The 26,715-nt window shown below is 51.5% G+C and carries 17 protein-coding genes; 15 read left to right on the plus strand and 2 right to left on the minus strand.

What is annotated here, in order from left to right:
• The first annotated feature begins 93 nt into the window (after positions 1-93).
• The 5 genes from gltB (at position 94) to ACTNDI_RS08290 (ending at position 11,449) form a co-directional block, all read left to right on the plus strand.
• Complete coding sequence (gene gltB / locus ACTNDI_RS08270) at positions 94-4,647, plus strand: glutamate synthase large subunit (protein ID WP_441100500.1); 4,554 nt, start codon at positions 94-96, stop codon at positions 4,645-4,647.
• A complete protein-coding gene (locus ACTNDI_RS08275) occupies positions 4,647-6,173 on the plus strand; it encodes a glutamate synthase subunit beta (RefSeq protein WP_441100502.1) in 1,527 nt (508 codons plus the stop codon). The genes gltB and ACTNDI_RS08275 overlap by 1 nt, the downstream gene beginning before the upstream one ends.
• Positions 6,174-6,465: 292 nt before the next feature.
• The gene (gene asnB, locus ACTNDI_RS08280; protein WP_441100504.1) at positions 6,466-8,052 is read left to right on the plus strand and encodes an asparagine synthase B; all 1,587 of its coding nucleotides are present in this window, start codon (positions 6,466-6,468) and stop codon (positions 8,050-8,052) included.
• Between the two features lie 509 nt (positions 8,053-8,561).
• Positions 8,562-9,683: an alkaline phosphatase family protein gene (locus tag ACTNDI_RS08285; protein ID WP_441100506.1), complete on the plus strand. Its 1,122-nt coding sequence runs from the start codon at positions 8,562-8,564 to the stop codon at positions 9,681-9,683.
• Positions 9,684-9,934: 251 nt separating this feature from the next.
• The gene (locus ACTNDI_RS08290) at positions 9,935-11,449 is read left to right on the plus strand and encodes a PucR family transcriptional regulator (RefSeq protein ID WP_441100508.1); all 1,515 of its coding nucleotides are present in this window, start codon (positions 9,935-9,937) and stop codon (positions 11,447-11,449) included.
• Between the two features lie 158 nt (positions 11,450-11,607).
• Here the strand turns inward: ACTNDI_RS08290 and ACTNDI_RS08295 are convergent, their stop codons facing one another.
• On the minus strand, positions 11,608-13,056 hold the full coding sequence (locus ACTNDI_RS08295; protein WP_441100509.1) for a C39 family peptidase: 1,449 nt from the start codon (positions 13,054-13,056) through the stop codon (positions 11,608-11,610).
• A gap of 205 nt (positions 13,057-13,261) precedes the next feature.
• On the opposite strand from ACTNDI_RS08295, the gene ACTNDI_RS08300 reads away from it, so the two are divergent.
• On the plus strand, positions 13,262-13,531 hold the full coding sequence (locus ACTNDI_RS08300) for a hypothetical protein (protein WP_441100511.1): 270 nt from the start codon (positions 13,262-13,264) through the stop codon (positions 13,529-13,531).
• 58 nt (positions 13,532-13,589) lie between these two features.
• Here the strand turns inward: ACTNDI_RS08300 and ACTNDI_RS08305 are convergent, their stop codons facing one another.
• Positions 13,590-14,024, minus strand: a complete 435-nt coding sequence (locus ACTNDI_RS08305) for a hypothetical protein (RefSeq protein ID WP_441100513.1) — start codon at positions 14,022-14,024, stop codon at positions 13,590-13,592.
• Positions 14,025-14,477: 453 nt separating this feature from the next.
• Here ACTNDI_RS08305 and ACTNDI_RS08310 point away from each other — a divergent pair, with 453 nt between their 5' ends.
• The 9 genes from ACTNDI_RS08310 to ACTNDI_RS08350 all read left to right on the plus strand — a co-directional run.
• A complete protein-coding gene (locus tag ACTNDI_RS08310; protein ID WP_441100515.1) occupies positions 14,478-16,160 on the plus strand; it encodes a phospho-sugar mutase in 1,683 nt (560 codons plus the stop codon).
• Between the two features lie 134 nt (positions 16,161-16,294).
• Complete coding sequence (locus ACTNDI_RS08315; protein ID WP_441100517.1) at positions 16,295-16,495, plus strand: hypothetical protein; 201 nt, start codon at positions 16,295-16,297, stop codon at positions 16,493-16,495.
• Between the two features lie 448 nt (positions 16,496-16,943).
• A complete protein-coding gene (locus ACTNDI_RS08320; RefSeq protein WP_441100519.1) occupies positions 16,944-17,738 on the plus strand; it encodes a carbon-nitrogen hydrolase family protein in 795 nt (264 codons plus the stop codon).
• 426 nt (positions 17,739-18,164) lie between these two features.
• A complete protein-coding gene (locus ACTNDI_RS08325; RefSeq protein ID WP_441100520.1) occupies positions 18,165-18,614 on the plus strand; it encodes a hypothetical protein in 450 nt (149 codons plus the stop codon).
• The gene (locus ACTNDI_RS08330) at positions 18,611-19,549 is read left to right on the plus strand and encodes a 1-phosphofructokinase family hexose kinase (protein WP_441100521.1); all 939 of its coding nucleotides are present in this window, start codon (positions 18,611-18,613) and stop codon (positions 19,547-19,549) included. The genes ACTNDI_RS08325 and ACTNDI_RS08330 overlap by 4 nt, the downstream gene beginning before the upstream one ends.
• Positions 19,550-19,579: 30 nt before the next feature.
• Positions 19,580-20,818: an NADase-type glycan-binding domain-containing protein gene (locus ACTNDI_RS08335; RefSeq protein WP_441100522.1), complete on the plus strand. Its 1,239-nt coding sequence runs from the start codon at positions 19,580-19,582 to the stop codon at positions 20,816-20,818.
• Positions 20,819-21,028: 210 nt separating this feature from the next.
• The gene (locus ACTNDI_RS08340; protein WP_441100523.1) at positions 21,029-21,268 is read left to right on the plus strand and encodes a polya polymerase; all 240 of its coding nucleotides are present in this window, start codon (positions 21,029-21,031) and stop codon (positions 21,266-21,268) included.
• Positions 21,269-21,807: 539 nt separating this feature from the next.
• Complete coding sequence (locus ACTNDI_RS08345) at positions 21,808-23,700, plus strand: hypothetical protein (protein WP_441100524.1); 1,893 nt, start codon at positions 21,808-21,810, stop codon at positions 23,698-23,700.
• A gap of 27 nt (positions 23,701-23,727) precedes the next feature.
• The coding region (locus ACTNDI_RS08350; RefSeq protein WP_441100525.1) for a Spy0128 family protein at positions 23,728-26,715 on the plus strand (2,988 nt) is incomplete at its 3' end.

The raw sequence follows: 26,715 nt of genomic DNA on the forward strand, positions 1-26,715 counted from the left end.
CATATCCCTGATAATCACTATATAAAAAAATCAGAAGCTCATAAATCCTGCGGGATCATTACCTGCAGACTGCACAGATGAGGAAGAATAAGTATGGATGAGTATACACAGCATATCAGAAAGTATCGACAGCTTCAGAAGGATCATGATGCCTGCGGTATCGGTGCGGTTGTAAACATTGATGGACACCAGGACAACCGGGTTCTGGACGATGCGCTTGCCATCGTTGAGAAGCTGGAGCATCGTGCCGGAAAGGATGCGACCGGGACAGTCGGAGATGGTGTCGGCATACTGACACAGATCAGTCATGATTTTTTCCGCAAAGCCGCGGCGCAGGAGGGCATTGCAGTGAAAGACGCCGGTGATTATGGCGTCGGCATGTTCTTTTTTCCACAGGATACCATGAAGCGCACCTTTGCGATGCGGATGATGAAGGTCATTGTGGAGAAGGAGGGACTGAAGCTGCTCGGCTGGAGAACGGTTCCGACAAATCCCGGCATTCTCGGAAAGGCCGCGCTGGACTGCATGCCGTATATCATGCAGTGCTTCATCGAGCGGCCGGAGGAGCTCTCAAGAGGAATTGAATTTGACCGGAAGCTTTACGTTGTGAGACGTGAGTTCGAACAGAGCTCCGACGATACCTATATCTGCTCCCTCTCATCGAGAACCATCGTATACAAGGGAATGTTCCTGGTCAAACAGCTGAGAAGGTTCTACGGCGATCTCCAGGACAAGGATTACCGGACGGCGATTGCAATTGTGCACTCCCGGTTCTCCACAAACACGACTCCGTCCTGGAACCGCGCGCATCCGTACCGCATGATTGCGCACAACGGAGAGATCAATACGATCCGCGGCAACATGGACCGTATGCTCGCCCGTGAGGAGACCATGACCAGCCCGATCATGGAGAAGGACATCGACAAGATTTATCCGGTGATCAGCGCGTCGGGTTCCGATTCGGCGATGCTGGACAACACGCTGGAATTCCTCTATATGAACGGCATGGATCTTCCGCTTGCCATGATGGTGACCATTCCGGAGCCGTGGAACCACAATCGTTTCATGGACGAGGACAAGAAGGATTTCTACCATTACTATGCGACCATGATGGAGCCGTGGGACGGCCCGGCGGCAATTCTGTTTTCCGACGGAGATGTGCTCGGTGCGACCCTTGACCGGAACGGACTGCGTCCTTCCCGGTATTACATCACCGATGACAACCGGCTGATCCTCTCCTCTGAGGTGGGAGTTCTGGATATTCCGCCGGAACATGTGGTGAAGAAATCCCGCCTGACGCCCGGAAGAATTCTTCTGGTCGACACGAAGAAGAAGAAAATCATCTCCGATGACGACTGCAAGAAATACTATGCTCACCGGCAGCCGTACGGTGAGTGGCTGGACCGCAACCTGCTGAGACTCAAGGACGTTCCGATTCCGAACAAGAAGATCCCGGTACACAGCCAGGAGATGAGAGACCGCCTCTACAAGGTATTCGGCTATACCTATGAGGACGTCAAGGATTCGATCCTTCCGATGGCGGAAAACGGCGTCGAGCCGACCGCTTCGATGGGACACGATGTTCCGCTTGCGGTACTGTCCAGACAGCACCAGCTTCTGTTCAACTACTTCAAGCAGCAGTTTGCGCAGGTTACCAACCCGCCGATTGACTCTCTCCGCGAGGAAATCGTCACGGATACCACCGTATATATCGGATCGGACGGCGATCTTCTGAATGAGAAGAGCGGCAACTGCACGATGCTGGAGGTCAGCCATCCGATTCTGACCGGCGTCGACCTGATGAAGATCAAGTCGCTGGATCGTCCGGGCTTCCACGCACAGGTGGTTTCGCTTCTGTATTACAAGAACACCTCCCTTGCGAGAGCGCTGGAGCAGCTGAACATTACGGTAGACCGTGCCTATGCAAACGGGAAAAATATCATCATTCTCAGCGACCGCGGCGTGGATGAGAACCATGTTCCGATTCCGTCGCTTCTCGCGGTATCTTCTGTCGAGCAGCATCTGGTCCGCACGAAGAAGAGAACGGCCGTTTCGCTGATCCTGGAGAGTGCGGAGCCGAGAGACGTTCATCAGATCGCGGCGCTGCTGGGATTCGGTGCCCGTGCCATCAATCCGTATCTGGCTCATGAGTGCATCGCGGAGCTGATCGATATCGGCATGCTGGACAAGGACTATCACACCGCGATTGCCGACTACAACAAGGCCCTTCTCGGCGGAGTCGTAAAGACAGCCGCGAAGATGGGTATCTCGACGATTCAGTCCTACCAGTCCGCGCGTATTTTTGAGGCGATCGGTCTGGACAAGGAGACCATCGACAAATACTTCACCGGAACAGTGAGCCGCGTGGGCGGCATCGGCGTCAAGGAGATCGAAGAGGGCATTACCTTCCGCCACAATCATGCCTTTGATCCGCTTGGTCTGTCCGTGGATACCTCTCTGGATTCCGTAGGCTTCCATTACCTCAGAAGCGGCAAGGACAAGGAGGACCACCTGTATAATCCGGAGACCATCGTCACCCTGCAGCAGGCGGTAAAAACCGGCGACTATGACAAGTTCCGTGAATACACCGATATGGTGGATGATTCCAAGAGACCGCATACCCTGCGCGGACTTCTGGAATTCGCGCCGAAGCAGGATCCGGTTCCGCTGGAGGAGGTAGAGCCGGTGGAAAGCATTGTGAAGCGCTTCAAGACCGGCGCCATGTCCTTCGGATCCATTTCGAAGGAAGCGCACGAGACCATGGCCATCGCGATGAACCGGCTGGGCGGCAAGTCGAACACCGGCGAGGGCGGTGAGGATCCGGCCAGATACGGAACCGAGAAGAACTCGGCGATCAAGCAGGTGGCTTCCGGACGCTTCGGCGTCACCAACGCGTACCTGAACAGCGCCGCTGAAATTCAGATCAAGATGGCACAGGGCGCAAAGCCGGGCGAGGGCGGTCATCTTCCGGGCAAGAAGGTCTATCCGTGGGTTGCCGCAACCAGATTTTCAACCCCGGGCGTAGCTCTGATCTCTCCGCCGCCGCACCATGATATTTACTCCATCGAGGATCTGGCACAGCTGATCTATGATCTGAAGAACGCCAACCGGGACGCGCGGATCTCCGTCAAGCTGGTATCCGAGTGCGGCGTCGGAACGATTGCCTCCGGTGTGGCCAAGGCGGGTGCCCAGGTCATCCTGATTTCCGGATACGACGGAGGAACCGGCGCTGCGCCGATTTCCTCGATCCATAACGCTGGCCTGCCGTGGGAGCTCGGCGTCTCCGAGGCGCATCAGTCCCTGCTTCAGAACGGACTGAGAGACCGTGTCATCATCGAGACTGACGGAAAGCTGATGAGCGGCCGCGATGTCGCGATCGCCGCCCTGCTGGGCGCAGAGGAATACGGCTTCGCGACAGCTCCGCTGATCTGCATGGGCTGCATGATGATGAGAGTCTGCTCCAAGGACACCTGTCCGGTCGGCGTGGCCACACAGAACGAGGAGCTCAGAAAGCGCTTCGCGGGCAAGCCGGAATATGTCATGAACTTCATGATTTTTATCGCAAGGCAGCTTCGTGAGATTATGGCAAGGCTCGGATTCCGCACCGTGGACGAGATGATCGGCCGCACCGACTGCCTGGAAAAGAGAACCAATCTGATCACAGACCGTGCGGCGGAGGTCAATATGGACCTGATCCTGGATCCGTCCTACGCACACGCGGAAAAATCGCACTTCGACCAGAAGGACGTATACAACTTCCATCTGGAGAAGACGCTGGACGAGGCGGTTCTTCTTCCGAAGTTCAGAGACGCTCTTTCAGGAAAAGCCGGTAGCAGACCGGACAGACAGGAGATTACGCTCAAGGTTTCCAGTACGGACCGTGCGTTCGGAACCATCCTCGGATCCGAGATCACCAGGAAATTCGGCAGTGATCTGGACGACGACACCTTCGTTGTACACGCGGTAGGCGGCGGCGGACAGTCCTTCGGCGCTTTTGCTCCTAAGGGACTCTCCCTCTATCTGGAAGGCGATGCGAACGACGGCTTTGGAAAGGGCCTGTCCGGCGGAAAGCTTGTCGTTGTGCCTTCTCCGAAGGCACCTTTCCGTGCGGATGAGAACATCATTATCGGAAACGTCGCCTGCTACGGCGCGACCTCCGGAAAGGTCTATGTGGCCGGTATTGCGGGCGAGAGATTCTGTGTCCGCAACTCCGGCGTGACGGCAGTCGCGGAGGGCTGCGGCGATCATGGCCTGGAATACATGACCGGCGGAAGAGCCGTTATCCTCGGGACGACGGGCAAGAACTTTGCGGCAGGCATGTCAGGCGGAATTGCGTATGTACTGGATTCCGACCACACCCTTTACCGCAGGATGAACAAGGATATGGTTACCCTTCAGGAGCTTACGGACAAATACGACATCCAGGAGCTGAAGAACATTCTGGAGGATTATGAGAAGGAGACCGGATCGAAGCGGGCGGCCGAGATTCTGTCTGACTTTGAAAAATGGATTCCCGACTTCAAGAAGGTCGTGCCGAACGACTATCAGAGAATGCTGACGGCGATCGGAAAGTACGAGGAGCAGGGAGTAAAGCATGAGAATGCCGTACTTGAGGCGTTCGAAGAAGTAACAAGGAGGGTGTCCTGATGGGTAAAGCGACAGGTTTTCTTGAATACAGCAGAAAAGACAATGCCGATGTTCCGGTAAAAGAACGGGTGCAGAATTTCAGGGAGTTTCATGTGCCCCTCGGAAAAGAGGACCGGATGGAGCAGGGCGCGCGCTGCATGAACTGCGGCGTTCCCTTCTGCCAGTCGGCGATGAAGCTGAACGGGATGGTGACCGGATGCCCGCTTCACAACCTGATTCCCGAGTGGAACGACCAGGTGTACCGCGGCCATTTCCGGCACGCCTTCAGCAGACTGATCAAGACCAGCAATTTCCCGGAGTTCACCGGAAGAGTCTGCCCCGCGCTCTGCGAGAAGGCATGTATCAACGGCGAGTACGGGGACCCGGTGACGATTCATGACAATGAGCGGTTCATCATTGAGACCGCCTTCGAGAAAGGGTACATTCAGCCCCGGATTCCGCAGGTCAGAAGCGGAAAAAAGGTAGCTGTCGTAGGAGCGGGTCCTTCCGGACTCGCCGCGGCGGACGAGCTGAATCACAGAGGTCATTCGGTGACCGTTTTTGAGCGTGAAGACCGGATCGGGGGACTCCTGATGTACGGCATTCCGAACATGAAGCTCGACAAAAGCGTCATCTGCCGCCGTCAGAAGCTGATGGAAGCAGAGGGTGTAGTGTTCCGCACCGGTGTGAATATCGGAGAGGAGTCTGTGAAGGAGCTCGAGAAGGAATATGACGCCATCATTCTGGCGTGCGGCGCAAAGCAGCCAAGAGCCCTTGCGGGAGCGGATCCGGACAAGATTCACGGGATTTACTACGCGGTTGATTTCCTGAAGGCGACGACAAAGAGCCTTCTCGATCACGGCATGACGGACGGTGTCTGGAAGACCGAGGCAAGCCGCGATGCCGAGACCCTTCTGAAGCAGAAGGATTTCATCAGCGCGAAGGGCAAAAACGTCGTCGTTGTCGGCGGCGGCGATACCGGAAATGACTGTATCGGTACATCGATCCGGCACGGCTGCAAATCCATCACAGCGCTTGAAATGATGCCGGAGCCGCCGGTAGAGAGAAGCGCTTCCAATCCGTGGCCGCAGTGGCCCCGTGTGAAGAAGACCGACTACGGTCATGAAGAGGCGATCGGTCTGTTCGGTCATGATCCGAGAGTCTACGAGACCACAGTCAAGGAATATCACACCGACAAAAAAGGCAACCTCAAGGAAATCGTGACCGTCAGGGTCAAATTTGAAAACCGCAAGATGGTCATGATCGAGGGAACGGAGAAGACTCTTCCCTGCGATCTGCTCCTGATTGCTGCCGGGTTCACCGGGTGCGAGAACTATGTGGCGAAGGCATTCGGACTGAAGCTCACGGCCAGGAATACCGTTGAAACAGAGCCGGACCATTACAAGACCAACGTGGAGAAGGTCTTCACAGCCGGCGACATGCACCGCGGACAGTCCCTGGTGGTCTGGGCGGTCACCGAAGGCAGAAAGTGCGCCTGCAGCGTCGACGAGTATCTGATGGGCTACACCAACATGAGAGAAGCGTGAGGATAAAATCGTCACGCCCCGGAAGAGGCGCGCCACGCGTTGTACATAGTTGGAAGTCTGTACTGACTGCGGCGGCTGTGATATGCGCGGATTCCGGAACAGTCGGATCACACATACTTCAAAATAAGTATTTTCAAAGGGCTCTTATTCTTATAGAATAGGAAACTGATGACAGGCAAAGATGCTTTCAGCAGAGTATCTTTGCCTGTTTTTTTACGCGAACAGCACGCAGCAGTCCACATCTTATACGTATGTGGCGCTGTTTACATTATGAAAGAAAGAGGATGAGATTATGTGCAGTATACTAGCTTATTGCAGTGAAGGCGGATCGGAAGAAGCACTTGCCAGAGCCCTGAGAAAAACCACCTCCCGCGGACCCGATGCTTCCAGACTGATCAACACAGAAAAGGGATTTCTCGGATTCAATCGTCTGGCCATCATGGGTCTTACACCGGAAGGAATGCAGCCTTTTGAACTGAACGGCAATTACTGCGTATGCAACGGAGAAATATACGGGTTTCGTCCTCTGAAGGAAGAGCTGATCCGGAAGGGGTATACTTTCCGGTCAGACAGCGACTGTGAGATTCTTCTCCCGCTCTATAAGGAATACGGCGTCTCCATGTTCCGCAAACTGGATGCCGAGTTTGCGCTGGTGATCTACGACGCGGACGCGGACGAGTACATCGCCGCGAGGGATCCGATCGGCATCCGTCCGCTTTACTACGGGTATGACAGCAGACATGTGATCCTGTTCGCCTCTGAGCCGAAGAACCTGATCGGTCTGTGCGACAAGATTTATCCGTTCCCTCCGGGCACCTACTATAAAGACGGCGAGTTCCACACCTATCATGATCCGTCATATGTCGGCGGGGATTACAGCCACGATGACGCGGAGACCATCAGCGCGAACATCCATGATAAACTGGTCGAGGGTGTCCGGAAACGGCTGGATTCCGATACACCGGTCGGCTTCCTTCTCTCCGGAGGCCTGGATTCGTCGCTCGTCTGCGGCATCGCCGCGAAGATGCTGGACAAGCCTCTCGAGACTTTTGCCATCGGAATGGATATTGACGCAATTGATCTGAAATACGCGAGAGAGGTCGCGGAATATATCCACAGCAACCATCACGAGGTCATCATCACGAGAGACGACGTCATCAATGCCCTGGATCCTGTCATCGCGGCGCTCGGAACCTACGATATCACCACGGTCCGCGCTTCCGTCGGCATGTATCTGCTGTGCAAGTGGATTCATGAGAACACCGACATCCGCGTCATTCTGACCGGTGAGATATCCGATGAGCTCTTCGGGTACAAATATACGGATTTCGCGCCGAACGCGGAGGCATTCCAGAAAGAAGCCGAGAAGCGGATCCGTGAGATCAATGTCTACGACGTGCTCCGCGCAGACCGCTGCATCTCCGTGAACTCGCTGGAAGCGAGAGTTCCGTTCGGCGACCTGGATTTCGTGGATTACGTGATGCACATTGATCCGGAGAAGAAGATGAACACCTATGGAATCGGAAAGTATCTTCTGCGTCACGCCTTCGAGAAGGACGCGTGCATCCCGCACAGCATTCTGATGCGTGAGAAGGCCGCATTCTCCGACGCGGTGGGACATTCTCTTCGAAACGATATCATTGAATACGCGGACAGCTGCTACACAGATGAGGAATTCCATGAAAAAATCCAGAAGTACACCTATGTGCAGCCGTTTACGAAAGAATCGCTTCTCTACCGCGAGATTTTTGAGAAGTACTACCCGGATCAGGATCAGCTGATTCCGGCGTACTGGATGCCGAACAAGGAGTGGGAGGGCTGCGACGTCAACGACCCGTCCGCCCGCGTGCTTTCCAACTATGGCGCTTCCGGTGTCTGAGAACAGCGATATCTGAAACTGGAAGGCAATAATGACGGAAGCTGTGAAAAACTGAGAATAAGTAACCATAATGCCCCGCAGGCGGGGCATCACAAGCTGTAAAGCTATGGATTCTACGGATTGGTCCGTGCTGCGCATTTTAACAATCCTGATCCTGCAGGTAAATCCCTTGGCCATGCCGGGGGATTTATTATATTTCTCTAAAGATGATAAGTATAGAGAGTTTCGTGTTAAAATAACAGGAAAAGTTACTGTCTGCGTTTTCGAAGAGCTTATACAGTAACTATCATACGATAAGTCGTGCCACATACTGTATAAGTCCCCGCGTCACTTCGCTGCTTCGCAGCTTCCGTGCCGCTAACAGGTATGAGCATTCCCGCGTTGCTTCGCACCGCTCCATGCTCATACCTGTTGTCGTCGCTAATGTTCTTGCCCACTGGTGAGCAAGCTTCCCGTGGGCCAAGAACATTGCGACTGGACTTATACAGTAACAGGTTGAGAGGAGCAGCATGAGCAGCGAGATCAGATATCCGGATTATGACAGGAGCCTTCTGGCATTGACAGCTTCCGTTCTGAAATATTACGGAGTCTGTGATTATGGACATACCACACTGCCGGAGATGGATTCGCTTCTGGGGCAGGGCGCGGACCGCGTGATTGTGATTGTTCTGTCCGGGATGGGAACCGCAAATCTGAACCGGCATCTGTCGGAGATGGATTTTCTTCGGGCAAATAAAGTGTGTGATCTGTCGGCGGTTTTCCCTTCGTCGACAGCCGCGGCATGCGCCACGCTGCAGAGCGGGGAATCGCCGCTGGAGCATTCGTGGCTTGGAAGAGACCTTTATTTTTCCGAGGTGGATCGAAACATCTCGCTTTTTTGCAATCGGGTACAGGGGACGCGGAAGAAGGCGGCGAACTATAATGTTCCGCTGAAGTATATTCCGTATCGCCCGCTATCAGACCGGATTCGCGAGGCGGATTCCCTGGTGGAGACGCATTATCTCTCGCACCGCGAGGGTGAAAGAGTCTGGAGCTTCCGTCAGGCGATGCAGCGGATCCGGAAAATCGCTTCAGGTTCCGGGAAGAAATATATCTGTCTGTTCTGGGATGAGCCGGATCTGGAGATGCATACTTTCGGCGCGGCATCCGGAAAGGCACACAACCGGATGCGGTTTCTGAACCGCGAGATCGAAAAGCTCTCCGGAGATCTGTCAGATTCGCTGGTGGTTGTCACCTCGGATCACGGAATGATCGATACGCACTGGATTTATCTGGAGGATTACCCGCATCTTGCCGGACTTCTGGAGAGAGCCCCCTCCGTAGAGCCGCGTGCGGCGGCTCTGTATATCAGGGATGGGAGGAAGCTGGAATTCGAGGAGGTTTTCCGCGATCTGTTCGGAAGTGATTTTCTTCTCCTGAGCCGGGAAGAGGTTCTGGACAGAGGACTGCTCGGATCCGGGCACCCCGGAGAGAAGACGTACGGTGCCATCGGGGACTATCTGGCGGTTGCCGCCGGAGACGTGAGCCTTGGATGGAAGCGGAGGAAGCGGGAGAAGAAGAAGATCGGAAGTTATGCGGGACTGACCGCAGAGGAGATGACGGTTCCCTTCATTGCTTGCACAAAAAAATAAAACTTTCAGATAAAATAGCGTGTCCGAAAGGGCACGCTATTGGTCTTTATTGCACAAAATGACAGAAGGGAGTAATATTTTATATATTAAAATACAGAAAATCTAAGTAACTGTATAAGCTATGGATTGCTCCGTGCTCCGCACTCTTGCAATTCTGCAGGTGACCGACTTTGTCGGTCTGTTTTTTCGAAGAACTTATACAGCAGCCGACATGCCGCGCAAACGGGCGAGGCGTAAATGGAGCAGAAAAAATGAAATTAAGTATGTGGATGATCGCCAACCGTCTGGCACCGCTTATGGATATCCGGACGGAGATTCATAAGGATGCCAGGCCGATTCTGAGCAGCGCGCGGCTGGCTTATGCAACGAACTGTGTGCATGTCTATGCGGAAAAGGATTATGTCGTCTATGAGGGCGAAGATGGAGACCGTATCCAGATCTATAATCTGAGTGTTCTGGAGGCGTTTGAGATCCTTCAGGGCGTATTTGACTATTATCAGGACTGGGAGGCCAGGGTAGAGGAGGATGTCCGCAAAGGAAATTACAGGGACATCATCGAGCAGACGGAGTTTATCTTCCGGAATCCGATTTTGATACAGGACGGAAATACCAAGGTTCTGGCCATGAGCCATGTGGACAAGTTAGAATCCATGGATTCGGAGTGGCAGTACATCGCCCGCTACGGCTATTCATCTCTGAACAGTATCTATCAGATTGAGTATGAGAATCTGGAACCGGAGAACCGGGAGAGCTGCTCTGTGTTTCACTGGAAGCAGAAGGTGGAGAATTCGTTTCACGGCATTTCCAAGGCACTGTATATCGGCAATACAGAGTGTGGAAGGATTTCCGTCGTCGAGCGCGGCCACGTGGTGAATGCGGGAGATGTGCAGCTTCTGGACAGGCTTGGGCAGATTCTTCAGCCGTATATCGGCATCGCGATGCAGAATCAGGTGAGACCCGAGAATCCGCTGTATGATTATCTTTTTGAACATTCAGGGGATAAGGAGAAGGTTCTGCGTCAGCTCGCCCATTTTGGCTGGAGTGAGGATGAGAATTTTGAGATCGCGCTGCTGGATCCGGAGGGAATGGACAACGGGATGAATCCCACGAAGGCCAGAAACGTCATCGAGCATGCGATCATGCACAATTTTTCGGGATGCTTTGTGCTCCAGAAATCGCCGTATGTGATTATTCTGACCAACCGGAACCTCTATCGGGATCGCGTCTTTCAGACCTTTCTGGTGTCGTTTACCGAGCAGAATTCCGTGTACAGCAGCTTCAGTCTGCAGGTGCGCGGCATAGAGAACATCCCGTCCCTGTACAGGCAGGCCGTGTACGCTCTGGAGGCAGGAAAAAGGGATGAGAGACTGATGGAGGAGGATGAGCTTCTCCGGCATATCTTCCGGTTTGGAAGCTATGCCAGCCGGTTTATCATCGAGACACCGGCCATGCAGGACAAGATCTGTGCCTGCCATCCGGCGGTGGTCCGCCTGTGGGAGCAGAAGGTGCGAAAGGGAAAAACCGAGCCATACGACACGCTGAAGACATTTCTGGAAAGTGAACGCTCCATTCAGCGAACCGCTACCGAGATGTACGCCCATCGGAATACCATCACCTACCGGCTTGGGAAGATTCAGAGCATCCTGAAGGAGGATCTGGATGATCCGGAACTCCGGATGTATCTGCTGCTCAGCATGATGATTCTGGAGATGCAGCAGAGCCGGGAAGAAGCAGGGGAGAACAAGGAAAAATTAACGGAGGGGTAGAATAAGAATTGAGGTACTTCCGCAAATAAACAAGGTTTGTGAAAGTGCGGGGCACGGAGCAATCCGCAGCTTATACAGTGTGTGTCACAATATATCGAATGTGACACGGCTTATCGTATGGCCGTTTACTGTATATAACGGAAAGGAAGGATGAGGAATCAGGAACCGGACTCCCCGCCGGCTGCGTTTCCGGTGGCTGCGGAGGCATCCTGAGATGGCGCTGAATAATCTGCGCCGCCTGTGCTTTCTGTGACGCCTGTCCCTGCTGAAGCTCCGCCACCGGTCTCAGCAGAGGCACCGCCGCCGGTCTCTGCCGCGGCACCGCTGCCTGCAGTTCCTGCCGTGGCACCGCCGTCAGTTCCGGCACTGCCTGCAGTTCCGGCCGTGACATCGCCGCCTGTTCCGCCGGAAACCCCGTCTCCGGTTCCTGTATTCGTTCCGGAATTACCGCCGGACGGAGAGGCTGCCTGTCCTGAATCACCGCTGCCGGAGGATTGCTGATTTCCGGAGTCGGAAGCATTCTGTGAATTCGCGGAAGAGCCACTCGAAGATCCTCCGGATGAGGAAGAACCATCGTATGTGGATGTACCCCCGGATACAGCGGGAGAAGTCTCATACCAGGTTCCTCCGGGCTGACTGCCATAGGACTGATACTGGTTGTAGTAGTAGTCTGAGGTATTCTGGCGGCTGCTGATAATATCGTCGATATTGTCGGGCGCGTCGGAGCCGGAAGTACCCTTGCTGTCGGAGTCCGTTTTTGAAGTGTCCAGATCGGTTTTCTTCACACCGCTTTTGTTCATCAGGACAACGGAGTACATACCGGTTTCGTTGAAATAGGATTCATACGCGTTGGCATCCCGGACCACAATTCCGGAGAGGGGATCGCTGATCACGACGGTTCCGGCATCCTGGTCATAGCCGGCCAGAACCATGCAGTGCTCGTTCTGATACCAGGTATAGGTGTATCCGTCGTACTCATAGGACTGCGATGTGATCAGGGGATCCGACATATACATCGTGCCCCAGATAACGACGGGATATCCTGCCGCAACGACCTTGCACAGATCGGACAGAGAGGTGCCCGAGGTGTTGATGGCCGCGATGTCAAGATTTTTTTCCTTGATGTACTTCTCGGCGGCGTTCACAATTCCTCCCGCAAAAACGCCGGCTCCGCTTTCTGTGTGGGGATCACCTGCGTACTGGTAAGCAAGATTGTCGCCGTATTCCAGATAATTTTCGGCAATTTCTGTTTTCTGAAGGTCACATCCAAGGGAATTCAGAGCGATTGTAAGAGCGACGGACTCGCAGCCGGTGGGAAGCTCGGGATTCTGCAGAATCTCGGGAACATCGAGAACCACCTTGCTGTCGGTGAGATCTGAGGACAGGATGGAATCCAGAATCGTATCTGCGGAATCGACGGACCAGTCCGCGTCGGAGACCAGATCCGCATCCGCTGCAGTATCATCAGAATTCGCGTCAACTGCCGCGGGAGATAACTGTGTCTGGGCACTGACCCTGGTGGAAGATGAGGAGCCGCATCCGGCAAGCATCGCCGTGGCAAGAGCGGGTACTAGTAGTAAAGATAAGATTCGGTAATTGTTTTTCATAATTTTCGCCTTTTCCCTTCCTCAGCTGTGCTGAATGGAAGGATTTATGCATGACCTTCGTAAGATGCGCTGTATCGAAGGACTTTCTTCCGCGAAAGACCCTTCTTCTCATCAGTGTCAGTATTCATTAACGAAAAGAATTTTAGCACAACCGAGGCGTGAGAAAAAGCGAAAAAGCTGTGAACAATGTCAGAGATTCCAGATTATGGTGAACAGTACCACCAGAAATGAGAGGCAGGACAGACGCACCATAATTGATATTCTCTTCTGCGGGGACAACTTTTTGGAGGAGAAGATATGGAACCTCCGTATTGTGTTAGTGGTAGTATCTGTACTGTTTATAATTGTATTTGAAGTATTCGAAATGGTATTCGTAGTCGCATTCATAGTAACACCTCCTGCTATCTTTACAATAGTAAAAGGTGTTGTGCGAATCTATCACCGGACAGCTAAATGTGCGTTAAAGGGAGGTTAATTTCAGACCTGTACAAGGTAATTTGAAAGAAATATGAGGCGGGATTCTTACTGCTCTGTCAGCCGGGAAGCTGGGACGCGTACTTCTCGTAGAGTTCGGAAAGCCTGTCATATTCTTCGGTACTGAGATTCTCTTTTGCGTACTGCATCAGCCCGTCGTAGTCGCGGTTCTGGATGTAGGAGCCTGCGGCAGCAATGGTGGACGGCGTCAGGTGGTTCTGCAGAATCTGTGCGGCCTCTTCCTTGTCGGAATCGGAGATGGAGCCAATCGCCTGCTGAATGGCAGAGGAGTCAGGGCTGTTTCCGGCAGCTTCAAGGATCTGCTCTGTGATGGTATCGCTGAGCTTATCCGTGATTGCGTCCGCGGCCAGCTTCTGAACGTGGCTGCGGTTCACATAGAGAACAGCAGCTGCGACAATGAGCAGCAAAAAGAGTGTGAGCAGAACGTTTCCGAATATATGAGAACGGCGTCTGCGCCGGCGGTATCTGGACATAGTGTTTCTCCTTTTATATTTTATATTATTGTAACACAAAAACGCCGAAGCGACTCTGACTCACTTCGACGTCTTTTCTTTAAATGAGGGGGGAGATGTGACAGCCGGTATGTCTATCAGCTGTCTGACTTATACATTACGGGATAATTGTGTCGAAAGTGTGGACTTGAGGTAAAAGAATTCTAAAAAACCGGGGAGGATCGCTCCCCTGCCCGCAACTGTCCATTCCCCATGCCAGTAACTGCCCATTCCTTGACAAGCTATACGAAATTCAGTAAAATTATTTTGCATGAAAAGCACGAAAATACGTGCCTGCTTCAAAACCGATTTGTTGGTTTTGCCAGTAAAGACGGAGGCGCTCCGACGGGATAGTCAGAACGGGAATCCCCTGTTTTCAGGCGGCAGCCGACCCATGCAAATATCCGGAATGATAAGGAAGAACGGAGGAATCAAATGTATCAGGACGATTACAAACGCTGGTTAAATGCGGATCTCATTGATTTTGATCTGAAGAAGGAACTTCGTGATATTGAGGGCGATGACGAGGCGATCAAGGACCGTTTTGCGGTGAAATTACAGTTCGGAACGGCAGGACTTCGCGGAACGCTCGGCGCCGGCACAAACCGGATGAACATTTGGGTTGTAAGACAGGCCACCCAGGGTGTGGCGGACTGGGTGAAGACCCAGGGCGGAACGCAGACCGTGGCAATCAGCTATGACAGCCGTCTGAAGGGATGGAATTTTGCAAGAGATGCGGCGGGCGTGCTCGCGGCAAACGGAATCAAGGTGCGCATCTACGATGAGCTGATGCCGGTTCCGGCACTGAGTTTTGCGACCAGATACTACAAGTGCAACGCCGGCATCATGGTGACCGCTTCCCATAACCCGGCAAAGTATAACGGATATAAGGCTTACGGACTGGACGGATGTCAGATGACCGATGACGCGGCTGCTGTTGTATACGATTCGATTCAGAAGACCGATGTGCTGACAGGCGCAAAGTATATGTCCTTTGCGGAGGGTGTTGAGAAGGGGCTGATTCAGTTCGTCGGCGACGACTGCAAGGAGGCATTATATGCCGCGATCGAGGCGAGACAGGTAAGACCTGGCCTTGCAAAGACCGCGGGACTGAAGCTCGTGTATTCTCCGCTGAACGGAACCGGACTCGTACCGGTTACCCGTGTTCTGCAGGATATCGGAATCACGGATATCACGATTGTTCCGGAGCAGGAGTACCCGAACGGATATTTCACAACCGCCCCGTATCCGAACCCAGAGATTTTTGAGGCCCTGAAATACGGACTTGAGTTGGCGAAGAAGACCGGTGCGGATCTGATGCTGGCGACAGATCCTGACGCGGACCGTGTCGGCATTGCCATGAAGTGCCCGGACGGCTCATATGAGCTGGTATCCGGAAATGAGATGGGTGTGCTTCTGCTGGATTACATCTGCGCCGGACGCATCGAGAAGGGAACCATGCCGAAGAACCCGGTGGCGGTGAAGTCCATCGTATCGACTCCGCTGGCGGATCTTGTGGCAAAGCATTACGGCGTGGAGCTGAGACATACGCTGACCGGCTTCAAGTGGATCGGCGATCAGATCGCGCAGCTGGAAGCAGCTGGAGAAGTGGATCGTTTCATCTTCGGATTTGAGGAGAGCTACGGTTATCTCGCAGGCCCGTATGTACGCGACAAGGATGCCATCATTGGATCCATGCTGATCTGCGAGATGGCGGCGTACTACAGAAGCATCGGTTCCTCCATCAAACAGCGTCTGGAGGAGATCTACAGGGAGTACGGCCGTTACCTGAACAAGGTGGACAGCTTCGAGTTCCCGGGACTTTCCGGAATGGACAAGATGGCGGGAATCATGGCGGAGCTTCGCCAGAATCCTCCGGCAGACTTCGCGGGCAGGAAGGTGGTAAGCATCACCGATTATGAGGAGCCTGAGAAGACAGGCCTTCCGAAGGCCAATGTATTGATCTACGGTCTCGAGGACGGCGCTTCCGTTGTTGTGCGTCCTTCCGGGACGGAGCCGAAGATCAAGGCGTACTATACGACAAAGGGAAAGGATCTTGCGGAGGCCGAGGCCGAGAAGGAAGAACTCGCGGCAGCGCTGAAGCCGATCTTTGAGTAAGCAAGACAAAGTGCGTACGAAATACGTTGAGGACAGATAAATTCTCAGAAAATCAGTACAAGAAAAAATGCGGTCATATGACCGCGTTTTTCTTGTACTGACGGCGTAAAGACGGCAGTATGATATCTGACAGGATGATTAAAACTCATCAAAACTCATCAAAACTCATCAAAACAAAAGAAGAGCTTGTCGGGCGGCGGAAATCAAGAAAATGCGAGAATCGTCGCCTGAGAGAGAGCAGCCGAGCGACGGAAATGAAGAAAAGGCTGAAAGCTTCGCATGAGCCAGAACGGCCGGGCGACGGAAATGAAGAAAAGGCGGAATTCTTCGCTTGAGACAGCATGGACAGGCGAAAGAAATCTAGAATTTGCAGGTTACATGCAGTCATAGGTCTGGTTCCGGATATACATCTCGAATCGCGGAAGAACAAATGAATGATATCGGGATGATATCTGGTTTATCTTGTTGTATTTGCGATTATTTGTTATATCTTTTATTAAGGAAGAAAGAAAAAGTCATGTAAGCCGTTGAAGAGGGCGGCCGCACAGGCTACAATGAATAAGGAAATAATAAATCCAAAAGCATCCGGTTGAGTTTGTGTCGAAATCATTAGGCAAGTAAAAGAACCGCTAAGCAGAAGAACCGCAAGGCAAAAGAACAGCAAACAGAAGTACAGCAGAGCAAAGGAACCACAAATGGCTATATGATTCATTATGGAGCCATACTGCCACATACTGCCGTATACTGCGTCAGAAGCGTTATAAGCGAAACAGGAGGACATCGATGAGGATTGCGCAGATTCAATCGCATGTGTACAAAAACAAACAGGAAAATCTGGACATGCTGGCGGAGAAGCTGAACGGACTCGACGGGGAAGCGGTTGATCTGGTGGCGGTCGGAGAGATGTTCACGACGCCCTATGAGACCTCCTGCTTTCCGGGATACGCGGAGCCGGAAGGCGGCGAAAGCTGGAAACAGCTTTCCAATATGGCGAGAAAGCATCGGATCTATCTGTCTGCCGGGTCCATCCCGGAGGTGGACGCAGAGGGCCGCGTATACAACACGGCCTATGTGTTTGACCGGGAGGGAAGACAGATCGCAAAGCACAGGAAGGCGCATCTGTTTGATATCAATGTAGAGGGCGGGCAGCATTTCCGGGAATCGGATACGCTGACAGCTGGAAAGGGGGCGACCGTCTTCGACACGGAGTTCTGCAGGATGGGTATCTGTATCTGTTTTGACTGCAGGTTTCCGGAGATGGTGCGCGAGATGGTCCTGTCCGGCGCGAAGGTGGTGCTTGTTCCGGCATCCTTCAATATGACCACGGGTCCTGCGCACTGGGAGCTGATGTTCCGTTCGCGGGCGGTCGACAACCAGTGCTATATGGTCGGGACATCGGACGCCAGAGATCCATCCTTTTCCTACGTGTCCTGGGGACATTCCATGGTGGTTTCACCGTGGGGAGATGTCGTGGCAGAGATGGATGAAAAGGAGGGCGTGCAGATCACGGATCTGGACCTGCCGCTGGTGGACAAGGTGCGCCGGGAGCTTCCGCTGCTGCAGTCACTCAGGGGCTGACGACTTCAAAGAAGCTTGAAGTTTCATGCCGTCACTATTAATTCGGGTAATGCTTTCCGCAGTTATTCAGAGGCTGACGAATTCGACGAAAATAAAATTTTCAGACCAGATTCAGACGATATATAGTAAACCCCCATACGATAAGTCGTGCCACATACTGTATAAAGCCAGCTGCTCCGTTGCTTCGCAACTCTCGCAGTTGCCACATGTATTCGCATTCTCGCGGTGTTTCACACCGCTCCATGCTCATACATGTTAGCGTCGTTCAAGCATGCAGTTTCCTGTGCATGCTCTGCATGCCCAAAAACTGCTCGCTTGACGACGGCTTTATACAGTAAGATAATAACAGAACACTATGCCCAGCGGATGGTGCATCAGAATATGAATAACGCAGCTGTCATATGTATGATCAGGAAGGAATCAGATATGGAAATTTCCAGCGCAGTATATATTTTCCTTGAGGACAAGAAACGAATCGACAAGTTCGGACCGGAGGATGGACATCCGGCGATGACCGGCCTGAACATCCTGCACTTTCTGCAGGATCGGCTTCGGAACGATGAGATGGAGAAGTTCGCAGAGATCGTCCAGGGGTGTCAGTTCATTCCCTATGATGAGACGCAGACGGACGCGAGAACGGACCGGTCGGGCGATATCCTGGGGCTTCTCTGGAGAAAGGGCTCGATGAAGCTGTATAACAGCGAGGACTACGCGGATGTCGTGGACTATGTGTACATCATTGATCTGGACAGCCGATACCTCCGGATTATCAATAACTATGAATACACCATTCCATTCGATGAGATGGAGACGCTGTCGGACGATGATTACCTGGAGAAGATCGCGGCGTATGAGGGAGACGAGGAACAATCATGATCGCAACAGTAACGATGAATCCCTGTATCGACAAAACCCTCACCATCCGTGGATTTTCCTATGGCGGGCTGAACCGCGTTCAGACGAAGCGGTCAGATTTTTCCGGAAAAGGAATTAACGTCTCCATCGTGCTGAATCAGCTTGGAATTCCGGTGCGGACCTTCGGCATCAATTACACGAAGAACGGGCAGGACTTTTCGAAGGGGCTGGAGGCGCTCGGTATTCATTATGAGGCATATATGGCGGAGGGAGCGGTCCGGGAAAATATCAAGGTCATGAACGAGGAAGATCGTGTCACGACCGAGCTGAATCAGAAGGGAGATCCGCTGGATGCGGAAACCATCCGGGCGTTCACGGATCAGCTGATGGAACAGCTGTCGGATCCGGAGATCGACATGGCAGTGATCACCGGAAGCGTACCGCAGGGCGTGCCAGCCTCGTTTTACAGAGATCTGACCGCTGCGTGCAGGAGGATCGGGAAAAAGGTGATTCTGGACGCGGAAGGAGAGCTTTTTCTGGAAGGAATCCAGGCCTGTCCCGATGTAATCAAGCCGAATCTCTATGAGTTTGAGACGGCATTCGGCCTGGAGAATCCGAGCCGGGAGGAGATCCTGCGAAAGGCAAGAGAAATCATCGATGGAGGGGTCGGGATCATCTGTCTGTCCATGGGCGCGGAGGGCGCCATGATCGTCGGCCGTGAGGGGGCGTGGATCTGTCCGTCGGACAGGATAGACGTCAGAAGTACACAGGGAGCCGGAGATTCCATGGTGGCCGGAATGTGCGTGGCAATGGAAAAAGGCCTCCCGCTTTCGGAGATTCTCCGATACGGAGTGATTGCGGCGGACGGGTCGCTGATCCGGGAAGGCACGCAGCTTTGCACAAGAGAGAATTTTGAAAGGTTCCGGAAGGAAGTCCGGGTCTTCAGAGCAGATTGACTAAGAAAAAACTGGAGGGACTGGAATTTTATGAGATGTCCATATTGTGGTGAACAAAATCCGGATACTGCGAGGCGATGTTCCCGCTGCGGCAGACGGCTGGATAAGGTTCGGGTAAAAAAGAGAGAGCGCCAGCTTCTGCTTATGGGAATTATCCTGATTCTGGTGATTCTTGCCGCGGGAATCGGCGCGATGTTCGGTATATCGAAATTCCTGAAAGACGGACAGAACAATACTCCGCAGAAGGTCACGATTAAAGCAACGCCGACTCCGGAGGAGGAATCGGTCACAAGTTCCTCGTCTTCGGTTTCTGTCTCTTCCACCTCAGAGCCGTCTGTGACGCCGGAGGCAGAGGAGGACAAGCTGACGGCTTCCATTGTGGACGCAAGCCGTCAGTCACAGATTGATCTGCTCGGGTATTCACAGGTAACCGTGGCGAGCGCCGATGCGACTTCGACGATTTCGCAGGCGGGAATCGACAACACACCGCATGTTCTGTACGATGGATCGAAGGACAGCAGTTGGCAGGAAGGAGTGGACGGGTCCGGGATCGGTGAGAGTGTCACCTATCATCTGGATCAGGTCTGCAAGGTGAGATTTCTTGTGCTGCGCCTCGGAAACTGGTACGGCTCGGATGACAATTACACCATGAACAACCGTCCGAAGACGATGACCTTCGAATTCGGCGATCAGAGCGTTCAGGTCACCTTCCCGGACGAGAAGAAGGAATTCTGCGTGGAGCTCTCGAAGGATGTCGAGACATCCGAGATCAAGATGACCATCGACGAGGTGTATAAGGGAACGGATTATGATGATACCTGCATCAATGAGGTCGATGTCTACGGTGTTCCGACCGGAGAGACAGCGGCGGGAGCGGGAACGGATACAAATGGTGCGGCAGGTACAGGGACACAGTCTGCCGGAGCCTCAGGATCCGGTACCGATGGTTCCGCATCCGGAACCGCGGGAACGGCAGGCGGCGCAGCTGGCGAAGCAGACGGAAATGGAAGTACAGAAGCAGGAAACACAGCCGGTGGAACCGGAACCTACGGCGCGGGAGCGAACGGTACGGATATCTACGGAGGTGCAGGAAGCTACGGCGGAACAGACAGCAGCACATATGGCAGCGGCAATGCCGGCGGCAGCTACAGCAGCGGCAATGCCGACGGCACCTATAACAGCGGTTACGGAGCAGGAGCCGGCTACGGGGACGGCACGTACGGTGGGACTGCGAACTACGGACAGACGAATAATTACAATGGATATTAAAAACTGCCTTCAATTCGTACAGAATTCATGGTATGATGAAATTTGTCCGGAGGACATCAGGCAGAATGAGTTTTAATTCATACAGAATTCATGGCGCGTTGATATTTGTCTGAAGGACATCGGACAGGATGAGTTTTTGTCCAGAGAATAAGAGGACAGGTTCATCAGAAGAAGGTAAGCAGTAGAGAACAGTATTGGAGGTGTACAACAATGAAACTGCAGAACATTAAGGATGTAGACGGGTTTTTCAAGGTAATTGATAATTGCAAGGGCCGCGTAGAGCTGGTTACCGCAGAGGGCGACAGACTGAACCTCAAATCCAAGCTCAGCCAGTACGTATCACTGGCAAATATCTTCTCAAACGAGGCAGCAATTCCGGAGCTGGAGATCGTAGCTTCCGAGCCGGAAGATATCAAAGCACTGATGGATTTCATGATCCAGGGAAACTGATGGATTTCGAGATCCGGCAACGGACGGATTTCAAGATGAAATTGCAGAGCAGATAATATCATAATGAATAAGAAGGATAACCGCCGGGCGGATGCAGAGATGTATACTCCCAGGCGGTTATTTTTGTTGGAGAAAAATGGTATTACCAATTGTTAGACAATAGATTATTCAATAAAAATAATTCAGATACTTGCATATCGATGAAAATGGTTTTATATTAGTACATAATCATACCTTGGAAACATAATATTCGTGAAGGTACATAAGGTACTGTAACAAGGACAAGCAGGGATACAGCACTTTTGTATCGGAAAAGTACAGAAACAGTGCAACCCATAAATACATATCAGCAGGCATTATCAGAGGATTGCTTTTCAGATCGCGGGAAAGCGGTCCTTTTTTGGGACAATTCACGGAAACGTTTTCGGAAGGCCTGCACAGGTTTCAGGGAGGGCGTGATTTTAGAAAAATCATGCATATGAGAATAATCAGCTATTGCAGTATTTGAATAGGAACAGAATGGGAAGGGAGAGAGATAGATGAGAGAGAAGAAGAGCTACAGAAAGCTGTTGCTGAGGGCTTCTGCACTGGCTATGTCGGCCTTTATGATGACCGCGGCGGCACCGCCGGTGTGGGCGGACGGGACGCAGGAGAACAGCGCTGTTTCGGAGTCCGCCGGGAGCACGGATGAAAAAGCCGGGGTAAAAGCGGATTCGAATGACAAGAAGGGTGAATATACGATCACCTTCAAGGACGAAAGCGGCAATGTTCTGGAGACATTCGATGCATCGAAGGGTGAAACTTGGGGACCCTCCGGTAATATATCGGTGCGTTCCACCTTCTATAAAAACGGGAAAGATTACGATATCGTGAGCGGACCGCAGGGGGCACTCAGCGCGGAATCTGATAGTATGCAGGTTCCCTTTGAAGATGACATTAAAGGCGATATGGTCTTTATATACCGGGAGCATCCAATAACTGCGGATTCTACGGCTTCGCAGAAGACCTACAAGTGCATGACAGAGGATGGCACGCTCCTGTATATGTTCACCGGGTCTGAGGACAAGATTCCGGAGACGCTGGCGCCGGGAAGCAAGCTGTACACCAGATCCTCAAAGGAGAATGACAGCAAGGATGATGCAGTTGAGAACGTCTACTACACTCTGACAAAGGATACCGACACGCGTTATCCGGTCACTGTCAACTATGTGAACGCAGATGACGGAAGCACGATTACGTCCAGAACCTTCTATGTAAATGGCAAGACACATACGTTCGTGGCTCCGAAAGCATTCTCCGTTACAGAGGATGGAAAAATCGTGAATTATCAGGCGGAGGATGCGACGAACATTACACATAAGGTTTCCGATACAACCAGGACTTATACGATCCGGTATCAGAAGCAGACAGCGGATTCGGGGAAGAGCTACAGCTGGTACGTCCTTCTGTACAACTCCGAGACAAACCGCTGCATCGATTCGAAGGTTGTTGAGGTGAAACCGGGTGAGGAGGGAACCTTCACTCCGGAGAAGACCATCACGGTGAACGGAGTTACATACACGATCAACAAGGCGTTTGACAAGTCGTTCACTCATTCCTACGATGACAGCAATCACACGATGTATGTCTACTATGATCCGGAAGGCTACAGCAATTCCTCCGAGATCCAGACCAGAGAGATCAATATCCAGTATGTAGACATCGCGAACGGAAATGTGCTTCAGAGCCGGACACAGACCGTAACCTCAGAGGGCGATACGAGAATCGATTTTCCGGACAGCCTTGATATCAATGACGTACATTATCTTCGGATCGCCGGCCAGGTTGCGTATGTAGATCACAATTTCTATTCCCCGAAGGAGACCTACACCGTTTATTACTACGATGAGAACAACACCGCATTCCAGAAAGTGGTCATCACCAGAGAGGAAGTGCAGGAGGTGACCGTCACAGACGGCGGTACAACATATCGGGTCATCCCGGGAATTACAAGAACAGTAATGCTGAATACAGATACAGGAGTCAGTACGGTAGTGGCAACCAACGATTCCACAGGCGCGTCGATCGCGCCGGTTGCTGCCGGAAGTGTATCGAACGGAACAGAGAATACCGGAAACAGCACAGACGCGAACACGGAAAACGGCAATGAAGGATCGAATGAAAATTCTTCCGCTGCAGCTGCAGGAACAGACGGCACTGCAGGAACGGATAACAACGCAGCAGGAAGCGACAAAGATTCCGGTGATGTTTCCATTGATGGTGTTCAGGCAGATGAGATCCAGACACCTGAGAGCAATATCAAGCTGAATTCCGACAAGGACAAGAATTCCACAAGGAACCTTGTCATCATGGTGATCAGCATTGCGGCTCTTGCGGTGTGTGCGGTTCTTGCGGTTCTGCTTGTACGCAGAAGAAAAGCCCTGAAACACTGACGGTACTATGCGGGAGGAGAGAGAACGATGAAGAACAAGAATACATTCCGAAAATGGATGGCGCTGTTTCTTTCCATTTCCATGGTGGCAGCAAGCGGTATTACATCCAATGTAAGACTCCGCGCTGCTGAGGATACACCGGTACAGGAGACAACCGCCGAGGGAATGACGAGTGCAGATACCGATGCTTCCGCTTCGGAGAATGCGGATGGAACAACGGTAGCAAACGTAGATCAGAACGATACTACCAGAACCGAGGAGATCGGTCTGAACGGTACCGAGCAGGCAGCGGAGGAAAGTGCGGCTCCGTCTGCGGAAGAAAATAAAAATGCGGAAACCGCAGCAGAAGCGGAGCAGGGAACGACACCTGCAACTGTTGCCGAGTCCGAAAATAAGGAAACGGCGGCGGATTCTACAGCATCTTCTTCCGTATCCTCATCTTCTGAGGAGGAAGACAAGAACCTTACTGCATCTGAGCAGATCGATGAAGCCCGCAAGGATGCGACCAAGAGAGAATATTCCTATGAGGATGATCTGGTAAGCGTAACAGCAACCCTCGATGACCCGAAGGCAGTTCCGGATAATGCGGAGTTCCGTGTAACGCCGGTCACAAAGGACAGTACGGATTATAATTACGATGCTTACATGAACGCTCTGAACGACGACGCGGCAGCATCGTCTGATTCTGATACAGAAAAACAGTACACCGACGAGAACACCCTTCTGTACGATATGGCCTTCATCTATCCGGTAGAAGAGAAGGATGAAGACGGCAATGTAACACAGAAGGAAGTAGAAGTACAGCCGGCAGAAGGCGCAGTAAAGATCAGCGTAAACTTCAAGAAAGATCAGCTGACCAAGAGCCTTGACGCGGACAAGGATTCCGATGTCGAGATCAAACACCTTCCACTGACCGATGCGGTGAAGGAGAGCAACGACACAACAGCAGATGCTACCAATATCAGTGCAGATGATGTGAAGGTAGAGAATGTAAAAAATGCGGATGTGTCGATAGACAGCCAAAATGCCGAGTTCAAGGCAGATTCCTTTTCGGTATTTTCTTTTAAAACAGATCAGCCGAGTAATGCATATTGCTGGAATTATGGGGAGAATGAAGGAACAACGTTCTCGTATGAAGATATTCTGAATAAAATCAATGCCAAAGATAATACGACGAATTATGCGATCTATGCAAATTCATTGACATCAGCACAACATCTTGAAGGCAATATCAAGGTAGGGGCGCTTGACATTACAGGCAATCAGAAACTCAATCAGGATAAAGATGTAGTGCAGAGAAATGCTGTAACAAATGTACAGGTTACGAAGAAACTGAGTCAGAAATCTAATAAAGATCAGACGTTTAATTTTGCATCTTATGGCAGCAATAACAATCAGATAGAAAAGTTCTCAATCACAATTAAGGCAGGTGAGATTTCTGGAGTTAAAGTACTCGAGAATACCAGTGCCACTGTTCGCAAGCTGGAGTCCGAAGATGTTACTATCTATGAACTGGACAGTAAAGGAAATCCAGTAGCAAATAATGGAAAAAATGATGATTATGTTGTGACTTATGGCAACAATGTTATCACCAGTATTAAATCTGAGAGTAATTCGGATTCTTATATTGGTTCAGTTAAGCAATCAATAGGAGGCACTTTATCACAGAACTATTTTCAGGGAGATATTAACGCCACAACATATATTGAGAATTTTACGAACGGCCATTTTGACGGAAATAATTATATTTTCACTTCAGATGGAACTGTTACTCTTCAGGATTATTACAATATAGACGCGGATGCTATAAAAATAAAACAACAGAGCGGTATTAAATCAACTGTTGCTGATAATCTGGATTATCTTAAAGGTGTTTCGGAAGAATTAGCCAACGCACATATGGGAGCAACTGAAGGACAAGGGTCACTTAGTGTTATTAATATTAGGGCAAGGCATGAGACAAAGTGGGATACTGGTACTCTTGATAATGATTTAAATAAAGTATTGACTGAAGTTCAGAATGGTAAAGGCATTCTGAATACAATCAGGGAAGACGGTTACCTGCTGATTAATATTGATGCATCAGAATATCCAGAACGATATAACCTCTCACAAATCAATATTGATAATAACAATGCTGACAATAATAACGAGGAATTGGGCAGACATATTATTTATAATGTTGTTCAAAAAGATTCTGAGGGGAATTATCATCCATATACAGGTACTGTATCAGTACAAAATGTTACAGCAGGTACATTAATTGCACCTTCAGCTCATTATTATAATGATGGTGGTTTAAGAGGCGAAGTTATTGTTGATTCTTGTGACAGATCAAGTGGAACAGCCGCAGAGATTCATAAAGATTCGCTGACAACACAGACAACAAGAAAAGTCGAAATTACAAATACGTCTAGTGCAGAGGGCGGGATTGACCTTACGGGAACGAAGGCGATGACAGGCCGCACGCTTACGGACAATGATCAGTTCACATATGCGGTGTATGCATCAAATGAATCATATGATAAGACTGGTGAAGTAGTTGCAAATGGCAGCAGCAAGGGCAGCACGATCACATTCGACCGTATCAGCTATAACAAGGCCGGTGAATATTACTATCTGGTTAAGGAGACAAGTAAAGACGGCAACGGGATAACCGTTGACAAGAACGTAAAGAAAGTCCATGTCAGTGTTAAAGATGGCAGCAATGGTTCTCTTAATGCCAAAGTGGCAGATGACAGTGAGCCGATCAGCTTTACAAATGCGTACAGCGCAACGGGCGGGATTGACCTTACGGGAACGAAGGCGATGACAGGCCGCACGCTTACGGACAATGATCAGTTCACATATGCGGTGTATGCATCAAATGAATCATATGATAAGACTGGTGAAGTAGTTGCAAATGGCAGCAGCAAGGGCAGCACGATCACATTCGACCGTATCAGCTATAACAAGGCCGGTGAATATTACTATCTGGTTAAGGAGACAAGTAAAGACGGCAACGGGATAACCGTT

This window comes from Bilifractor sp. HCP3S3_D3, assembly GCF_052063915.1.
Classification (GTDB): domain Bacteria; phylum Bacillota; class Clostridia; order Lachnospirales; family Lachnospiraceae; genus Bilifractor.